Origin of the sequence: Pontibacter russatus (genome assembly GCF_009931655.1) — a bacterium.
Taxonomy (GTDB): Bacteria; Bacteroidota; Bacteroidia; order Cytophagales; family Hymenobacteraceae; genus Pontibacter; species Pontibacter russatus.
Map to the genome: position 1 here is coordinate 2587096 of NZ_CP047984.1, position 15886 is coordinate 2602981.

A 15886-nucleotide genomic window follows, 5' to 3' on the forward strand; every position below is an offset into this window, starting at 1 on the left:
TGGTGCTATATAGGGTTGGGTAATTCAGACAGCGCGTGCAAGCCCACAGCCGCCATTCTCAAGACAGACATTTATATGCTTCAGGTCTGCGGCTTGGAGTACCGGACTATCAGGCTCTTTCGGATTTGCAATCCGAAATCTTCTTTACAGCCTAGATTTCCTCCGCGCCGATTTGCCTTACATGAAGCCTGCTCAGACTGGGCTGCTGCCTTCGCTCCTTCAGATTTATTTCTGCGCAAACAAAAACAAAACTACGCTCCTTACCCTCTGCCCCTGGCCAGGCTCATCGCCTGGCTGAAGTGCTTCAGCGCCTCCTGAAACTCCTCATCCGACTCGTGCAGCACCGGAAAGAAGCCCTTGTTGCCATATATGCTGCGCGCGATAAACGCCTTGATGTTATTGCGGATCAATTCTTTGGAGCGGGCGTATTCCTCCTCCTTGAACTCCACGTCGGCGGCGTTGGCCAACTGCACCACCTCCTGCAGCATCTTGTCCGTTACCTGGAAATTCTTTTTGAACTTCTCAAACGGCAGCTTCTCCAGTTCCTTGCGGTGGTCGCGGTAATAACCCAGCGTATACTCCCGGATTACGTTCTTGTTGTAGAGCTGGCTCAGGTAGGGCGACAACTCAGTGGTGTCCTGGGGCACAAACACATCGGGCATAATGCCGCCGCCGCCATACACGGTGCGGCCGCGCAGCGTCTCGTACTTCAGCGAGTCCACGAACAGGCTGCTGTCCGGGTGAAAATACTCGCCGTTTTCGAAGCGGTGCATGATGTCCATCTCATACTCCTCGGCACCCTCGGTATAGGGCTTCTGGATGGAGCGGCCGCTGGGCGTGTAGTAGCGGGAGATGGTGAGGCGCAGCTCGGACCCGTCGTTGAGCGGAATCGGCATCTGCACCAGGCCCTTGCCAAAAGAGCGGCGGCCCACAATCAGGGCGCGGTCGTTGTCCTGCAGGGCGCCGGCCACAATCTCGGAGGCCGAGGCGCTGCCCTCGTCGAGCAGCACAATCAGCGGGCCCTTCTCAAAATCGCCCTCGGTGCGGGCAAAGGTTTTGGAGTCATACTTGTCGCCTTTGCCGTCGGTATACACAATCAGCTTGTCGCCGGAGATAAACTCGTCGGCCATCCGGATGGCGTGGTCCATATAGCCGCCGGGGTTGCCGCGCAGGTCCAGTATCAGGCGCTGCAGCCCTTTTTTCTTCAGGCCGGTGAGCGCCTCCTTGAATTCCTCGAAGGTGTCGGACGCGAAGCGGCTGACTTTTATATAGCCTGTCCGGTCGTCCACCATATAGCTCACGTCCACAGACTGCGTCGGGATTTTGCTGCGTTGCAAAGAGAAGGGAAGCAGTTTTTTGGTACCCTCGCGCTTCACGGTAAGATTCACTTTGGAGCCCTCCGGGCCGCGCAGCCGCTTGAACACGCCCTCGTTGTTGATGCCGATGCCCGCCACCTTCTCGCCGTCCACTGTGATGATTTTGTCACCGGCCTGGATGCCCGCCGCCTCGGAAGGGCCGCCGCTCAGCGGGGAAATCACATAGATGGTATCATTAAAAATGTTGAACTCCACGCCGATGCCCTCAAAGTCACCCTCCAGGTAAGAGCGCGCCATGGCCAGTTCGTCTGCCGGTATATAGGAAGTGTGCGGGTCCAGTTTCTCCAGCATCTTGGTGATGGCGTAATCCGAAAGCTCCTCTATGTCCACGGTGTCCACGTAGTCGCGGTCTATATAGCTGAGGATGTCGCGGTACTTGAGGTAGCTTTTGGCTGTGTCCTGCGGGTTGGTGGAGGAGGGCGAAAAGGTATTGGCGCCAATCAGCACCCCCACTGCCAGCGCCAGCCCGATAAACAGCGGCAGTTTTACCTGAAATGGCGAGTTCCGGATATGCTTCCTTTCTCCCCCTTGCTCTACGTTGTCCATAATCTAGCTTAAGAATGTGCGCGTACCTGTCTCCACCAAAGCACCGCAGCAACCGATGCCACAAGTTAATAAATATCCAGAGGGGCCAATAGATTTATACAAGTACGCATGTGCGAAAGTTGCGGCCTGCAACCGGTTATTGCCCCTGCTACTGTGCCTATAACACAATCCGATGCCAAATAATTTAAATTCCGGTTCTTCTTCTTTTGAAGCCCATCAGCAACTCATGTTTATATAGGACTAACGCAGTTCAATTCTTGCCCCTCTTTGAAGGGGGAGTTTCTCACATTGTTCATACCTTTGCGCAAGTCCTGTTAAATATGGTTTATATATGCTCGAGCGCCCCCGCTCGTGTCCGTTATCATAGGGCCTCCGGCCGGACTGCGTTGTGTACCAAGCATCACATCAGGATGATTATATCAGGATTTAGGTTTGAAATCTATCTATAGATGGCTGCTCCCGCGCCCGGCTGTTCCTCAACAAAAAACCATATAAATCCCTACCTTTGCAGTTCAGGAAAATGCATATGGGCAGGATAATGGCGATTGATTACGGGACAAAGCGCGTGGGGTTGGCAGTGACGGACCCGCTGCAGCTAATTGCCAATCCCTTAGAAACCGTTCACGCCAAAGATGTGTTGTCTTACCTGAAGGCCTATGTGCTGCGCGAGCCGGTGGAGGCGATGGTGGTGGGCATGCCGCGCCGCCTGTCGGGGGAGGCCACGCAGGCCACCCAGCACGTGGTGGGCTTCGTGCGCAAGCTGCAGAAGGAGCTGCCCGGCATACCGGTACACACCGTAGACGAGCGCTTCACGTCGAAGATGGCCCAGGCGGCGATGCTGGCGGGCGGCCTGAAAAAGAAGGACCGCCAGGACAAAGCCACCGTGGACCGCGTGAGCGCCGCCATCATTTTACAGTCGTATTTAGAGAGCAGAGCTATATGATTTACCCGATTACCGCTTACGGCGATCCCGTTTTAAAAGAAGAAGCACAAGACATCCCGCAGGATTACCCGGACCTCAAAGAACTGGTGGATGATATGTTCACGACCATGTACCACGCGCACGGTGTCGGGCTGGCCGCCCCCCAGATCAGCAAGAGCATCCGCCTGTTCGTCATCGACTCTGAGCCTATGATGGACGACGAGGACAAAGGCAAGGGCGTGAAGAAGGCGTTCATCAACCCGGAGATTGTGGAAGAAGAGGGCGAAGAGTGGGGCTTTGAGGAAGGTTGCCTGAGCATCCCCGGCGTGCGCGAGGTGGTGTACCGCCCCGAGCGCATCGTGATCCGCTACTTCGACGAGGAGTGGAACGAGCACGAAGACTCCTATGACGGCATGACGGCCCGCGTCATCCAGCACGAGTACGACCACATCGAGGGCATCCTGTTCACCGACCACCTGAACGGCCTGAAGAAGCGCCTCATCAAGGGCAAACTCGCGAAGATTTCCAAAGGGGAGGTGGACGCCGACTACAAAATGAAATTCCCGGCGCTGGCAAAGAAGCGCTAAGGCCAACGCCTCAGTTATATATGAAACTGCCTGCCACTTAGCTGTGGCAGGCAGTTTCATATATAGGGGAGTCCTGGATGGCCGGAAAATACCGCCGCCACGGTTCCGGCTATATGGCAATCTCCCAAAAAGCTGTATTTTTAGGGGCCGGAATTACCTGTGGCAGGGCAATGGCATTATATGTGTAGCCGGAGGTTGCCTATATGCCTTAAACTTTTAACGACAACATGAACAGCAGACGCAACTTCATCAAATTATCGGCCTGGGGCACTACCCTCCTCACGGGCCTGTACCCGGCCGGGAAAGCATTTGCCGGCACGTTGGGCAAGGGCGCGGCAAACAAACCCATCGTCATCTCCACCTGGAACCACGGCATGCCGGCCAACGATGCAGCCTGGAAGGTCCTGTCGGGGAACGGGAGCGCACTGGACGCGGTGGAAGCGGGCGTGCGGGTGCCCGAAGCAGACCCGGAAGTGCGCACAGTGGGCTATGGCGGCTTTCCGGACCGTGAAGGCAAAGTAACGCTGGACGCCTGCATCATGGACAAAGACAGCAACTGCGGCTCGGTGGCTTTTCTACAGCATATCAAGCACCCGATTTCTGTGGCCCGCAAAGTGATGGAGGAGACACCGCACGTGATGCTGGTGGGAGAGGGGGCGTTGGATTTCGCGCTGTCACAGGGTTTTAAGAAGGAAAAACTTTTGACCCCCGCTTCTGAGAAAGACTGGAAAAACTGGCTGAAGGAGTCGAAGTACAAGCCGGTTATCAACATCGAGAACCACGATACCATCGGCATGCTGGCCATGGATGCGAACGGCGACCTCGCGGGCGCCTGCACCACCAGCGGCGCCGCTTTCAAAATGCACGGCCGCGTAGGCGATTCCCCTATCATCGGGGCGGGTTTGTTCGTGGACAATGAAGTGGGCGCCGCCACGGCCACGGGCCTGGGCGAAGCGGTGATGCGGATGGTGGGCAGCCACTTAGTGGTGGAACTGATGCGCCAGGGCAACTCGCCGCAGGATGCCTGCAGGCTGGCGGTCGAGCGGATCATCGCCAAGCAAAAGGATGTGAAGGATTTGCAGGTTGGCTTCATCGCCCTCAACAAGCAGGGAGAGTACGGCGGCTACTGCATCCACAAAGGCTTCGACTATGCCGTGCGCGACAAGGCGACCAACAAGTTGATTGACTCCAAATACAAGCTATAGCCCGGCCAAAGCATGCAAGCACTCGAAATCTGTATCGACTCGGCACATGCGGCCATCGCGGCTGAGAAAGGCGGCGCGCAGCGCGTAGAGCTCTGCGACAACCTGGCCGAGGGCGGCACCACGCCCAGCGCCGGCATGATCGCGCTCACCCGCCGATATATAAACATCGGCTTGCACGTGCTCATCCGCCCGCGAAGAGGCGATTTCCTGTACACCCACCTCGAATTTGAAATCATGAAGCACGATATTGAAGTGGCGAAAAACCTGGGAGCAGACGGTGTGGTGATAGGCATTCTGAAAGCCGACGGCACCATTGACACAGACCGCACACGCCAGCTGATGGAACTGGCCCAACCCCTCAGCGTCACCTTTCACCGCGCTTTCGATTTAACTCCTGATCCATATCAGGCGCTGGACGAGCTGCTGCAGCTAGGGGTGCCACGCTTGCTGACTTCCGGACAGCAGGCATCGGCTTTCGAGGGCGCCCCGCTTATCCGGGAACTGGTGAAGCAGGCGGGCGAAAAGCTCATCGTGATGCCGGGAGCGGGCATAAACGAGCAGAACATCAAAGAAATAGCAACGATAACGGGAGCTAAAGAATACCACACCTCCGCCCGCAGCAAGTTCGAGGGGGATATGGCTTTCCGGCGAGAGCACCTGTTCATGGCCAGCGCCCAGCCTCTGTCAGAATACGAGCACTATACCGCCGACGCAGACAAAATCGCCGCGATACGCAAGGCTGCTGAAGCGTAGTTTAGCGGCTATATATGGTGCTTTTTCCGGCTTTGATTGATGGCTGGGACGGTTTGCCAATTATCAGCACTCGCCCAAGTTTATATATCGCATCCTGGCAATTAATTAATAATCTCTCCTTTGTTATTGGCCAACTTTTCGCGCCATCGCTGGAGTTCCCCAGGTGATTGCCTTACCCAATCCGTTGCTTCGCCAACGATTCTTAGCGGTGCCTGGGAGCGATAGGAGCGTGTCGGGTTGCCCGGGAATTTTTTGTCTGTCACGTTGGGGTCATTCTCAAAACTGCCGGTCGGCTCAACGATATAAACACGTTCACGCCCATCGCCTTTCGCCAATGCAGCAGCAAGCCCCGCCCCGTTAACCAGGGCCGTGAAATAAATGTGATTCATTTTGAGTTCAGCTTTGTAATTAGAACTGCCCCCTGCTGTCAGCAACTCGCCCACCTGCAAATCTGCTTTGGTGCCATGATAAAAGGGTCCTTTGTCCGAGGGTTTATCTTTAAACGATGCTGCTAAATCATAATTCTCTCTTGCCTTATCAGATTCACCTAAATCCTCATAGCATTTGGCAATGTTTGCATATAGAGAGGGAAAAGCACTCTTAACAGCGTCTGTATTTATCTTCAAGGCAAACTGCAAAGCCGCTTTGAGCCATTTCAATTTGTCGGACACATTTTTTTGATGCCGGGCTACATAATGACCTGACATGAACTTTTCAAAGTCGTTTGTCGCTTCGTCCCAGGCTTGATGAAACAGCTCGCTTGCTTCTTCAGGTTTTCCTTTTTCTTCAAGGGCCATCCCCTGAAGGCACAGTTTAACAACGTTGTTGCTTGGGCTGAACTCCATTTTCCAATTGATTTGGCTGTTAAGTGTTATAATATCAATTTAGCTGGTCGTCCTTAGGAGGGTGTATTGTTTCATAACGACCGTCAGCGTTACTCGTGCATAAAGCGGGCAAGGCATAGCCGCAGTTTAGCTTATGTGCCTGGTTAGGCTGCACTTTTCTCAAAGCGCTTTATCGTTTCCAACTCTTTTTGCTTTGTTGCCATTTCTTCTTCCAAATCGTAGTCGTCTTGCAGTCCGAGCCAAAACTTTGGGGAGTTTCCAAAGTAGTAGCTTAACCTTAGGGCTGTGTCTGCTGTAATGCGCCTGTTGCCCTTCAAGATTCCGGATATTCTGGTTTGAGGTATACCAATGTCCTTTGAAAGCCTGTAGGCTGTGATGTTTAAAGGAACAAGAAACTCTTCTTGCAGTATTTCTCCTGGATGAATATTAGGTAGTCGTCCCATTGTCTTTTCTTAGTGGTAATCTATAATTTCTACTTCTGATGCCTGGCCGTTGTTCCATAGAAAAATGATTCTCCATTGGCTGTTAATCCGGATACTGTAGAACGCTTTCAAGTTTCCTGCTAACTTCTCTAATCTGTTGGAAGGAGGAATCCGGAGGTCAGCAATGTCTTGAGAGTTGTGGAGCATCCTTAATTTGCGTCTGCCAACTGTCTGGATTTCTATTGGCAGCTTTGCAACCCTTTCTCCATTCCAGATTTTTTCAGTCTCCTTTGACCCAAAAGATATAATCATACTTACTTAACACGATACTAACGCCAAAGGTAAGCATTAAGTTTAACACTAAAAAGACGTGTAATTCTACTCTTTGAAATACAGCCCAACAGTTAGTGTAAGCGGCGGCGAAGGCCGTTGGCCGAGATGCCGTTTACACAATGTTAGCTGCTGCCTTTTTTATTTTTCTGTGTAGAAGCTAGGAAAACACTGAGGCCCAATTGCACCGCCACCAAATTCTAAAACCACGTTGTCTCTATAGAAAATATAAGTGCAACTGTCATTATATTTAGTAATCAAACTGTCATTTAAGTTTTGGTTAAATATTTTATAAAAATACATTCCCATTCCACTTCTCTGCCAGCCAATTGTCACTGGATTTCCACTTTCTGCTGAAACGCAATTCGCCTTGTCCAGCTTTGATTTTAATGTCTTAAGTTCGGATTTGCTCCAATGTAATACTTGTAACAAAGAGTCAACCTTTTTTGAATCCATATATATGTTCCAATTACTATCATAGACTCCATTCCTCTTTATGTGGAATATACCGAGTTGTCCATCTTCAAATTCTATCTGTACAAAAGTTTCCTTTGGTACGATTGAATTAAAATAATTTTTTGCTTCAAGAATCTGTTTTTCCTTTTCCTCAAAATTTACTATTAAATCCTCTTTAGAATATATTGGCCCTGAATCAAAGGCCATATAGAGGAATACAAAGAATCCTCCTACAGCAATGAAGAGTATGATTAGGAGAATTAAAAAAACTTTAAGAACTAAATTCATTTTTAAGGTTGCAGCTAACTTGTATATATACGGAGTTATTCCGTATATCCTCCCAATATAGGCGGATAAACGGAACTGAACGACCGAATATACTATATATAGAGCAACGGATAGGCAGTTTCTTCCCACTGCAAGAACATAACGCCTTGTACCCAATGTGAGGCTGAGGGTGTTGTTTCCGGCATACCTCATGCTATATAGGGTTCCTTTATTTCCAGGGATTGTCGGGCTTCTTCAAAACAGCTATGGCGCGGCAACCTGTTATCCGGCAGCATCCGTACACGGCAGGTATGGCACTCAGAACCAAAGGCATCCTGCTGCTGCTCACTCTCCTCCTGCCCCTGCACGGCTACACCTGGGGCTTCTTTGCGCACCAGCGCATCAACCGGCTGGCGGTGTTCACGCTGCCCCCTGAGATGATTGGGTTCTACAAAAAGCATATCCGCTACATCACTGAGAATGCCGTGAATCCCGACCGCCGCCGCTACGCCGTGGAGTGGGAGGCCGCCCGCCACTACATCGATCTGGACACCTACGGCGACAGCGCCCTCTACAAAATACCGCGTTTCTGGCCCGAGGCGGTGGCGCTGTATTCTGAGGACACCCTGCAGGCATATGGTATTGTTCCCTGGCACATCAGCCTGATGAAATTCCAGCTGACGCAGGCATTCAAAGAACGAAACCTGGACCGCATCCTGCGCCTCAGCACGGAGATGGGCCATTACGTGGCCGACGCCTGCGTGCCGCTGCACACCACCCAGAACTACAACGGCCAGCTCACGGGCCAGCGCGGCATCCACGCCTTCTGGGAAACGCGCCTGCCCGAGCTTTTCTCCGGCGAGTACGACTTTTTTGTGGGCCAGGCCCAGTATATAGAGCGGCCCCAGTTGCGGGCGTGGGACCTGGTGGCCAGCGCCCATACGGCATTAGACTCGGTGCTGCACTTTGAAAAAGAATTGACGCAGGAGTTTGACGAAGAGAAGAAATACGCTTATGAGGTGCGCAACAACCTGACCACCCGCGTGTACTCCCGCGCCTTCTCGGAGACATACAGCCGGAAACTGAACGGGCAGGTGGAGCGGCAGATGCGGCTGGCGATACAGGCCACAGCCAGCTACTGGTACACCGCCTGGGTGGATGCCGGCCAGCCCGACCTCAGCACTTTCCCGGAAGCGCTCACCGCGGAAGAGCAGCAGCGCCTGGAGATGGAGAAAAAGGAATATGAAGCCGGACAGCACACGCCCCGCGAAGAAGGCAATCACTAAGCAAACCCCCTCCTTCTCCGGACCAGCCGCATCCGCACCTCCTTTATATACCGCACACCGCTGGGCAGCCGGTCGTACCGCAGCACAGGAATGGGGGTTGCCTCCGGACCAAAGCTTTTGTAGAAATGCAGGATATCCTGCTCCCGCTCATTGGGGCTCTCAAAGTCGAGCAGCATCTCCTGCCCCGCATATTCCCGGATTATATGGTTGATGAGCAGGGTGCGGCCGTTCTGTTTGCGGCCATGCTGCGGAGCTGCGTTAAAGAGATAAACGATATGCCCGCCCCATATAACGAACAGGCAGCCGCCGTTCTTCCGGCCGCTGGCATCGGTGGTGTAGCAGAGCCGGGCAATGCCTCTCTGCCGCAGCGCCTCGTACAACTGCCGCAACTGCATATAAGCCGCTTCCGACACGCCGCCATATATACGTCCGGCTGCCTGTTCCCTAAAAAACCGGATAACAGGTTCTATATCCGTGCTCTCCTCTATTGCCAGTTCCGCCTTCTGCGCGCGCTTCAGGTTCATCTTCCGGTCGCGGGTGTAGCCTTGGTATAATTGTTCGTAAGGCTTGTTCAGGGGCAGGTACAGCGTCAGGGTCTGGCTTATATATACTTCTGGCGGCAGCCCCGCGGGGAGCTTGTTGGCTGTATTGAAATGGTAGCCGCTCACGTACCGGAAACGCTGGCACACCTCCTGCACAAAGGCTATATAGGTAGCTTCTGCTACTGTCTCGGTCAGGCCATAGATGCCCAGTTGCTGGCAGAACAGTGGCTGCTGGATATAGCGGATGCCGAACCTGCTTCGCCACGGCACAGGCATCACGGTTATATATGCGCCTGCCGCATCCAGCTCCACCACTGCCTCCCACCCCGGCGCCACCACATCCAGGTACCACGTCAGGGCGTACACCTGCCGCTGCCGCGACCGCTCCACCACCGCGTCCCACTGCGTCCGGTCAATGTCGGGGTGCTTCAGGTAGAGAACAGGCATGGTTCAGTGGTGGGTTTATATATAGCTCAGGGGAAAACACGGGATGCGCCGCAAAGCCCATAACTCCGGCCACGGCGAAGGAAAACCTCCCGGCGTGGGGCAAGTTACAAAAGAGCGGCAACATCTGCATGGGCACAGGCAACCACTCCCGCTGATTTCCGGAAACCGGGTATTTGCTGCTGCCGATGGGCGTGGTGCCCTATATGGCCCTTGCCCGGGCAGGTGCGGGTCAAGGCTGCTGAAACGAGAAGGCAGGGAATACGTGCCTCCTGCAGTTCAACAAATCCTATATGACAGAGAAATTTATTGGCGAAAATTTGCTGCTCCTGAACGCTGACATCTTCAGGTTTCGTATTGATGAGCTGAATTCGCGAAGGCGCGGTGGTATGATACTGCCAACTGGTATATAGCAAAAAGGCCGCCCTGCTTAGGTGTGGCCTTTTCATTTCATGTTGGACTAATTTTTTAAGATACTATTAGTGCAAGAGTACCTACAGCTGTAAAGTAGCCTGCAATAAGCCAGTAAGCGACAACGTCGCTGTTAGAGTAAATTTTCTTCATGTTTGACACCCGTTTAAGTTAAAAATCACTTAATTACCTTTGGCTGCCATTGTATTTAACTACGAATTCTATAGGAGTTTTGTTTTCCTTTTTGCACCTGAAAATATATTTCTTGCACAATTCAGGCTCAATTGCCTCCTCAAATTGGAAGGTTTATAATTTAAGTTAAAATTGTACCTGTCATGGACTCAATATTGCGGTATTCACATCATATATAATTATCCATATATAACAAGAAGAGCCGCTGCAGATAAGGGCAGCGGCTCTTCTTGTTAGTCCGTAGTAACAGAAGCAGGCTTTCGCGCCTGCTTCCATTTCATTTATATTACCATTAAACCAGCTTCTTGTAACGGATGCGTTTTGGCTCGACATCGCCCAGGCGCTTCTTCTTGTTCTCCTCATACTCCGAGTAGTTCCCCTCAAACCAGTACACCTGCGAGTCGCCCTCAAAGGCGAGGATATGGGTGCAGATGCGGTCGAGGAACCAGCGGTCGTGGGAGATGATCACGGCGCAGCCGGCGAAGTTCTCCAGCGCGTCCTCCAATGCCCGGATCGCGTTCACGTCCAGATCGTTGGTCGGCTCATCGAGCAGCAGCAGGTTGCCGCCCTCTTTCAGCGTCATGGCCAGGTGCACGCGGTTGCGCTCCCCGCCCGACAGCTTATCCACTTTCTTCTCCTGGTCACCGCCCGAGAAGTTGAACTTGCTCACGTAGGCCCGCGACACCACCTGGCGGCCGGCCATCATCATATGCTCTGTCCCGCCCGAGATCACCTCAAACACCGACTTATTCGGCTCCAGTTGCGTGTGCTCCTGGTCTACATAGGAGATCTGCACGGTGGAGCCCACGGTGAAGTCACCGGCGTCCGGCTTCTCCTGGCCCGTGATCAGCTTGAACAAGGTCGTTTTGCCTGCACCGTTTGGCCCGATGATGCCCACGATACCGCCCTGCGGCAGCGCGAAGTTAAGGTCCTCGAACAGCAGCTTATCGCCGTAGGCCTTGCTTACGTGGTGCGCCTCAATCACCTGCGCACCCAGGCGCGGGCCGTCCGGAATAAAGAGCTCCAGTTTTTCTTCTTTCTTGGAGGCTTCCTCTCCCACCAGTTTATCGTACTGGCTGAGGCGGGCTTTTGACTTGGCGTGGCGCGCTTTCGGGGCCATCTTCACCCACTCCAGCTCGCGCTGCAGCGTTTTCTGCCGCTTGCTCTCTGTTTTCTCCTCTGCTGCCAGGCGGTTCGATTTCTGCTCCAGCCAGCTGCTGTAGTTGCCTTTCCACGGAATGCCCTCACCGCGGTCCAGTTCCAGAATCCAGCCGGCCACGTTGTCGAGGAAGTAGCGGTCGTGGGTCACGGCGATGACGGTGCCCTTGTACTGCTGCAGGTGCTGCTCCAGCCAGTCCACCGACTCGGCGTCGAGGTGGTTGGTCGGCTCGTCGAGCAGCAGCACGTCCGGCTCCTGCAGCAGCAGGCGGCACAGGGCCACGCGGCGCTTCTCACCACCCGATAAGTTTTCAATTTTAGCATCCTCCGGTGGCGTGCGCAGCGCGTCCATCGCGCGCTCCAGGCGGTTGTCCAGTTCCCAGGCGTTCAGTTGGTCAAGCTTTTCCTGCACCTCGCCCTGCCGCTCGATGAGTTTGTTCATCTGATCATCCGTCATCTCCTCGGCAAACTTCATGTTGATTTCGTCGAACTCGCGCAGCAGCCCCACTACTTCACTCACGCCCTCTTCCACCACCTCGCGCACCGTTTTGGCGGGGTCCAGTTGCGGCTCCTGCTCCAGGTAGCCGACGGTATAGCCCGGCGACCACACCACCTCGCCCTGGAACTCCTTGTCGACACCGGCGATGATCTTGAGCAGGCTGGACTTACCGGACCCGTTGAGGCCCAGCACCCCGATTTTGGCGCCGTAGAAAAACGACAGGTATATGTTTTTGAGCACTTGCTTCTTGGGCGGGTAGATCTTGCTGACCCCGGCCATTGAGAAAATTATAGTTTCGTTACTCATGCTGTAGTTAATAGTGTTTCGCTAATATTATTCCAAGTACACGGCTTCGGGCTTCTCCCCCTCTCAAATTCTATCCGCCTGATTCTTATCCCATAAAAGAATTACAAATATCGTAAAAATTCAGGCATATGCACTTCGCAAAATTGGCCGAAATCCTTAAACTTGTAAAAATACTGCATTGGTTAGCGCCTGTTCTTGCCTATATTAGCACTCAGGTAAACCTGCAGCGCCGCTCCTGATGCCGAAAAGCCGTGACAAACGTTACAGGATGCCCTGTGTAGGCCAGGGGTAAGTTTCGCATTGCTGGCTTATCCTGTATTTTCGACCCTTAACCCTATCCAGTAAAATGGAAAACAACGACCTATTGGAAGAAGCCAGAAAATATGGCTTTATTCAGGAGCAGCAAGTGTGGCTGAAGCCCTTTATGAACTACCCGGCCCGCCGGGTGGGCGACGTGAAAGAGTCGGAGGATGACTCGCTGGTGTACTTTGCGAAGCGGTATGAGATGTTCCGGGACAAGGTGAGCGACCTGCTGGCGCGCATCGAGGCGTCGGAGAACAAGGGCTCGTTCCTGATGAAGGTGCTGCACATGAAGGAGCAGATAGGCAGCTACGACGCTTTAGGCGATTTCGAGCAGCTTTACCATACGCTGGCCGGGGCAGAGGCAGCCATAAACGAAACGATCAAGCAGAACCGCGAGAAGAACCTCGCCTCCAAAATAGCCCTGATACAGGAAGCCGAGGCGCTGCGCGACAGCATTGACTGGCAGGAGACAACAGACAAACTGAAAGACCTGCGCGGCACCTGGATCAAAACCGGCCCGGTGGAAAAGGACCTGACAGAGGAGATTGAGGAGCGCTTCAGGGCGGCAGTGGAGCATTTCTTCGAGCGGAAAAAAAGCTTCTTCGAAGACAAGAAGAAGATGCAGAACCGCATCTACGACAAATACCGTGACCTGATTTCGCAGTCGGTGGCCCTGCAGAACTCCGAGGACTGGGAAGTGACCACCGCCAAGCTGAAAGCTTTGCAGAACCAGTGGAAGGAAGTGGGCGGCACCCTGCCGCGCAAAACCATGACCAGGCTGTGGACAGACTTCCGGAAGGCGCACAACCACTTTTTCGAGCGCCTGAAGAAGAAAATCAACAACGAGAAAAACGAGTCGCGCAGCAAGTATTACGAGACCAACTACGAGCGCAAAAAAGAGCTGGTAGAGGAGGGAGAGCAACTGCTGCAGCGCCACAGCCTCAGCGATGCCGTGAAGCGCGCCAAAGAGCTGCAGGCCGAGTGGAAGAAGGTGGGCCCCGTGAGCCCGGAAGTGTCGGATATGATTTGGGAGCGCTTCATCAAAGCTTGTGACCGGGTGTTTGAGATGAGCAGCCTGGAACATTACATCCGCAAGCGCCAGCAGGCCGCCAACGAGACTTACTCCGAAACCGATGACCTGCAGGCACGCATCAATGCGCTCCGGGATTTTATCAAGTCAGACAAAAACGAGTTGGAGGTGCTGGAAGAGAACCTGGGCAAACTAAGCGACACGCCCGGCAACGAAGCTTTCCGCAGCATGCTGCAGGGCAAGATCCGCAACTTCAACCGCAAGATCGGCACCAAAACAGCTATGATTGAGATGTTCCGGAGCCAGCTGAGCGCCATCAGCCGATAGCCCGTTCGCACACCATATATACACGAACCTATATATAAATTGCCTGGATAGCATCTTCTGCACTGCGCCAGGCCCCTGCTTCGAAGCATGCTCAAGATTATTTACCGAGCCGGCACCCGCCACTGGTGTGGCGGGTGCCGGCTTTTTTGCCGCCCTGCTTGTTTCTGCCTTTCCTGTGGCCACCGCACCTGACAGCTAATAAAGGGCTGAAAATATTCGCCGCTTTTTGAACATTTGCGTACCTTCTGCGTTGTGTTGGTAAAAACAGACAAAAAAGCAATTAATTTTTGCTAAAAATTTTTGTTTTTGTTTTTATTCATACTTTTGCAAACCGTTTCAAAAAGCCAATATCTTAAAGGAGAAAATACTATGTACTGGACACTTGAATTAGCATCATACCTGGAGGACGCACCTTGGCCAGCCACGAAAGATGAGCTTATCGACTTCTCAATCCGCTCAGGTGCCCCCATGGAGGTTGTGGAGAACCTGCAGGCTCTGGAGGACGACGGCCAGCCCTATGAAAACATCGAGGAAATATGGCCTGACTATCCCACCAAAGAGGATTTCATGTTCAACGAAGACGAATATTAAAAGGAATTACGAATTATTAATTCCGAATTACGAATTGAGGATAGTGATTTAAGCTTGCTTTAATCCACTCGGAATTCGGAATTTGTAATTAGGAATTCGTAATTGGATAAAGCTTGATTATTGAAGCAAAAAATCTGGTTGCGGGTTACGGACGGCGCGTTCTTATCCGCAACCTTTCTTTTTCTGTGCCAGCCCCGGCTTTTGTCGCCATCATCGGGCACAACGGCGCCGGCAAAACCACACTCTTCCGGGCTTTCCAGCAGAAGATTGCCTACCAGGGGCAACTGCTGGTGCAGGGGCAGGACCTGAAGCGGCTCCACCACCCTGCAGAGCAGGGGCTTCTCGCTTACCTCCCCCAGAAAAACACGGTCACCTTCCCTATCAGCGTACACGACCTGGTGGTGATGGGACTGTTCCGGAAAAAGCGCTTCTTCGAGAACTACAACGCCGCCGACTATGCCCTGGCCGCTCAAACCCTGCAGCAGCTGCAGCTTTCCCATCTCTCCGACCACGACTTCACCACACTCTCCGGCGGCGAGCAGCAACTGGTATGGCTGGCCCAACTGATGCTGCAGGACGCCCAAATCAGCCTGCTCGATGAACCCACGCAACAGCTCGACGTCTACTACAAAAACCAGGTGTTCCGGCTGCTGCAACAGTGGGTGCAGCAGCACGGCAAAACGGTGCTCTGCATCACGCACGACCTCCAGAACCTGCCCCCGCTGCAAGGCTTCCTTCTCAACCTCTCCAAACCTGAACCGGCCTTAGAAGCTATATCAGCAGAAACAGTGCAGGCCAACCAAGCTTTTCTGGAGGCGGGGCGGCAGCCGGTGGTGTAATTGTAATTGTGTAGATTGGGTGGACAGACGCTCGCAGGAGCCCCCTAAATGCTCCGGGGAGGGTGCGCACGCTGCGAGGCCTTTAAATTAGCGAAGGCAGTGCTGCATGAAAGATTTTGCAGTACCGGATCAAACCACCCCCAACCCCTCCTTATCCAGGGCGGGGAGTTTTCTTACCGATGTACAAGGCTTGCACCATGGCAACTCCTGCGAACACATGGGCCTATGTTAGATAGATATAGTGCGCCA

General features: G+C 53.3%; 15 protein-coding genes and 2 pseudogenes. 8 read left to right on the forward strand and 9 right to left on the reverse strand.

The annotated features are described in order from the left end of the window. Window positions 1-260: 260 nt before the first annotated feature. Window positions 261-1922, reverse strand: a complete 1662-nt coding sequence (locus tag GSQ62_RS10390; RefSeq protein WP_161889437.1) for a S41 family peptidase — start codon at window positions 1920-1922, stop codon at window positions 261-263. 526 nt (window positions 1923-2448) lie between these two features. Between GSQ62_RS10390 and ruvX the strand changes: the two genes are divergently transcribed. The 4 genes from ruvX (at window position 2449) to GSQ62_RS10410 (ending at window position 5389) form a co-directional block, all read left to right on the forward strand. Continuing rightward, entirely contained in the window at window positions 2449-2865 is a 417-nt protein-coding gene (ruvX, locus tag GSQ62_RS10395) for a Holliday junction resolvase RuvX (protein ID WP_161891404.1), read from the forward strand. Beyond that, window positions 2862-3431 (forward strand): peptide deformylase, encoded by a 570-nt coding sequence (gene def, locus GSQ62_RS10400; RefSeq protein WP_161889438.1) that lies wholly within the window; start codon window positions 2862-2864, stop codon window positions 3429-3431. The genes ruvX and def overlap by 4 nt, the downstream gene beginning before the upstream one ends. Before the next feature lie 227 nt (window positions 3432-3658). Further along, on the forward strand, window positions 3659-4636 hold the full coding sequence (locus tag GSQ62_RS10405) for an isoaspartyl peptidase/L-asparaginase family protein (RefSeq protein WP_161889439.1): 978 nt from the start codon (window positions 3659-3661) through the stop codon (window positions 4634-4636). A 12-nt stretch (window positions 4637-4648) separates the two neighbouring features. Continuing rightward, window positions 4649-5389 (forward strand): copper homeostasis protein CutC, encoded by a 741-nt coding sequence (locus GSQ62_RS10410; RefSeq protein ID WP_161889440.1) that lies wholly within the window; start codon window positions 4649-4651, stop codon window positions 5387-5389. A 101-nt stretch (window positions 5390-5490) separates the two neighbouring features. On the opposite strand, the pseudogene arr reads toward GSQ62_RS10410, so the two are convergent. The 5 genes and pseudogenes from arr to GSQ62_RS10430 form a co-directional block, all read right to left on the reverse strand. Next, window positions 5491-5868, reverse strand: a pseudogene (gene arr, locus GSQ62_RS21150) (NAD(+)--rifampin ADP-ribosyltransferase); the annotation flags it as partial. 36 nt (window positions 5869-5904) lie between these two features. After that, window positions 5905-6234, reverse strand: a pseudogene (locus GSQ62_RS21155) (rRNA adenine methyltransferase); the annotation flags it as partial. A gap of 143 nt (window positions 6235-6377) precedes the next feature. Beyond that, window positions 6378-6677, reverse strand: a complete 300-nt coding sequence (locus GSQ62_RS10420) for a HigA family addiction module antitoxin (protein ID WP_161889442.1) — start codon at window positions 6675-6677, stop codon at window positions 6378-6380. Window positions 6678-6686: 9 nt separating this feature from the next. After that, complete coding sequence (locus tag GSQ62_RS10425) at window positions 6687-6968, reverse strand: type II toxin-antitoxin system RelE/ParE family toxin (protein ID WP_161889443.1); 282 nt, start codon at window positions 6966-6968, stop codon at window positions 6687-6689. Window positions 6969-7127: 159 nt separating this feature from the next. Continuing rightward, on the reverse strand, window positions 7128-7922 hold the full coding sequence (locus GSQ62_RS10430) for a hypothetical protein (protein WP_161889444.1): 795 nt from the start codon (window positions 7920-7922) through the stop codon (window positions 7128-7130). Between the two features lie 98 nt (window positions 7923-8020). On the opposite strand from GSQ62_RS10430, the gene GSQ62_RS10435 reads away from it, so the two are divergent. Next, window positions 8021-8995, forward strand: coding sequence for a zinc dependent phospholipase C family protein (locus tag GSQ62_RS10435; RefSeq protein ID WP_161889445.1), 975 nt, complete (start codon window positions 8021-8023; stop codon window positions 8993-8995). On the opposite strand, the gene GSQ62_RS10440 is transcribed toward GSQ62_RS10435, so the two are convergent. The 3 genes from GSQ62_RS10440 to ettA form a co-directional block, all read right to left on the reverse strand. After that, entirely contained in the window at window positions 8992-9984 is a 993-nt protein-coding gene (locus tag GSQ62_RS10440; protein ID WP_161889446.1) for a GNAT family N-acetyltransferase, read from the reverse strand. The two genes, GSQ62_RS10435 and GSQ62_RS10440, sit on opposite strands and share 4 nt — an antisense overlap. A gap of 104 nt (window positions 9985-10088) precedes the next feature. After that, window positions 10089-10430: a hypothetical protein gene (locus tag GSQ62_RS10445; protein WP_161889447.1), complete on the reverse strand. Its 342-nt coding sequence runs from the start codon at window positions 10428-10430 to the stop codon at window positions 10089-10091. Between the two features lie 446 nt (window positions 10431-10876). After that, window positions 10877-12547, reverse strand: coding sequence for an energy-dependent translational throttle protein EttA (gene ettA / locus GSQ62_RS10450; protein ID WP_161889448.1), 1671 nt, complete (start codon window positions 12545-12547; stop codon window positions 10877-10879). 346 nt (window positions 12548-12893) lie between these two features. Here ettA and GSQ62_RS10455 point away from each other — a divergent pair, with 346 nt between their 5' ends. From GSQ62_RS10455 to GSQ62_RS10465, 3 genes are all read left to right on the forward strand, one after another. Continuing rightward, window positions 12894-14207: a DUF349 domain-containing protein gene (locus GSQ62_RS10455; RefSeq protein ID WP_161889449.1), complete on the forward strand. Its 1314-nt coding sequence runs from the start codon at window positions 12894-12896 to the stop codon at window positions 14205-14207. A 369-nt stretch (window positions 14208-14576) separates the two neighbouring features. Then, window positions 14577-14798 carry a DUF2795 domain-containing protein gene (locus GSQ62_RS10460; RefSeq protein ID WP_025608825.1) on the forward strand — a complete coding sequence of 74 codons (222 nt, stop codon included), beginning with the start codon at window positions 14577-14579 and terminating at the stop codon, window positions 14796-14798. A gap of 113 nt (window positions 14799-14911) precedes the next feature. Continuing rightward, window positions 14912-15637 carry an ABC transporter ATP-binding protein gene (locus tag GSQ62_RS10465; protein WP_161889450.1) on the forward strand — a complete coding sequence of 242 codons (726 nt, stop codon included), beginning with the start codon at window positions 14912-14914 and terminating at the stop codon, window positions 15635-15637. Window positions 15638-15886: the final 249 nt, after the last annotated feature.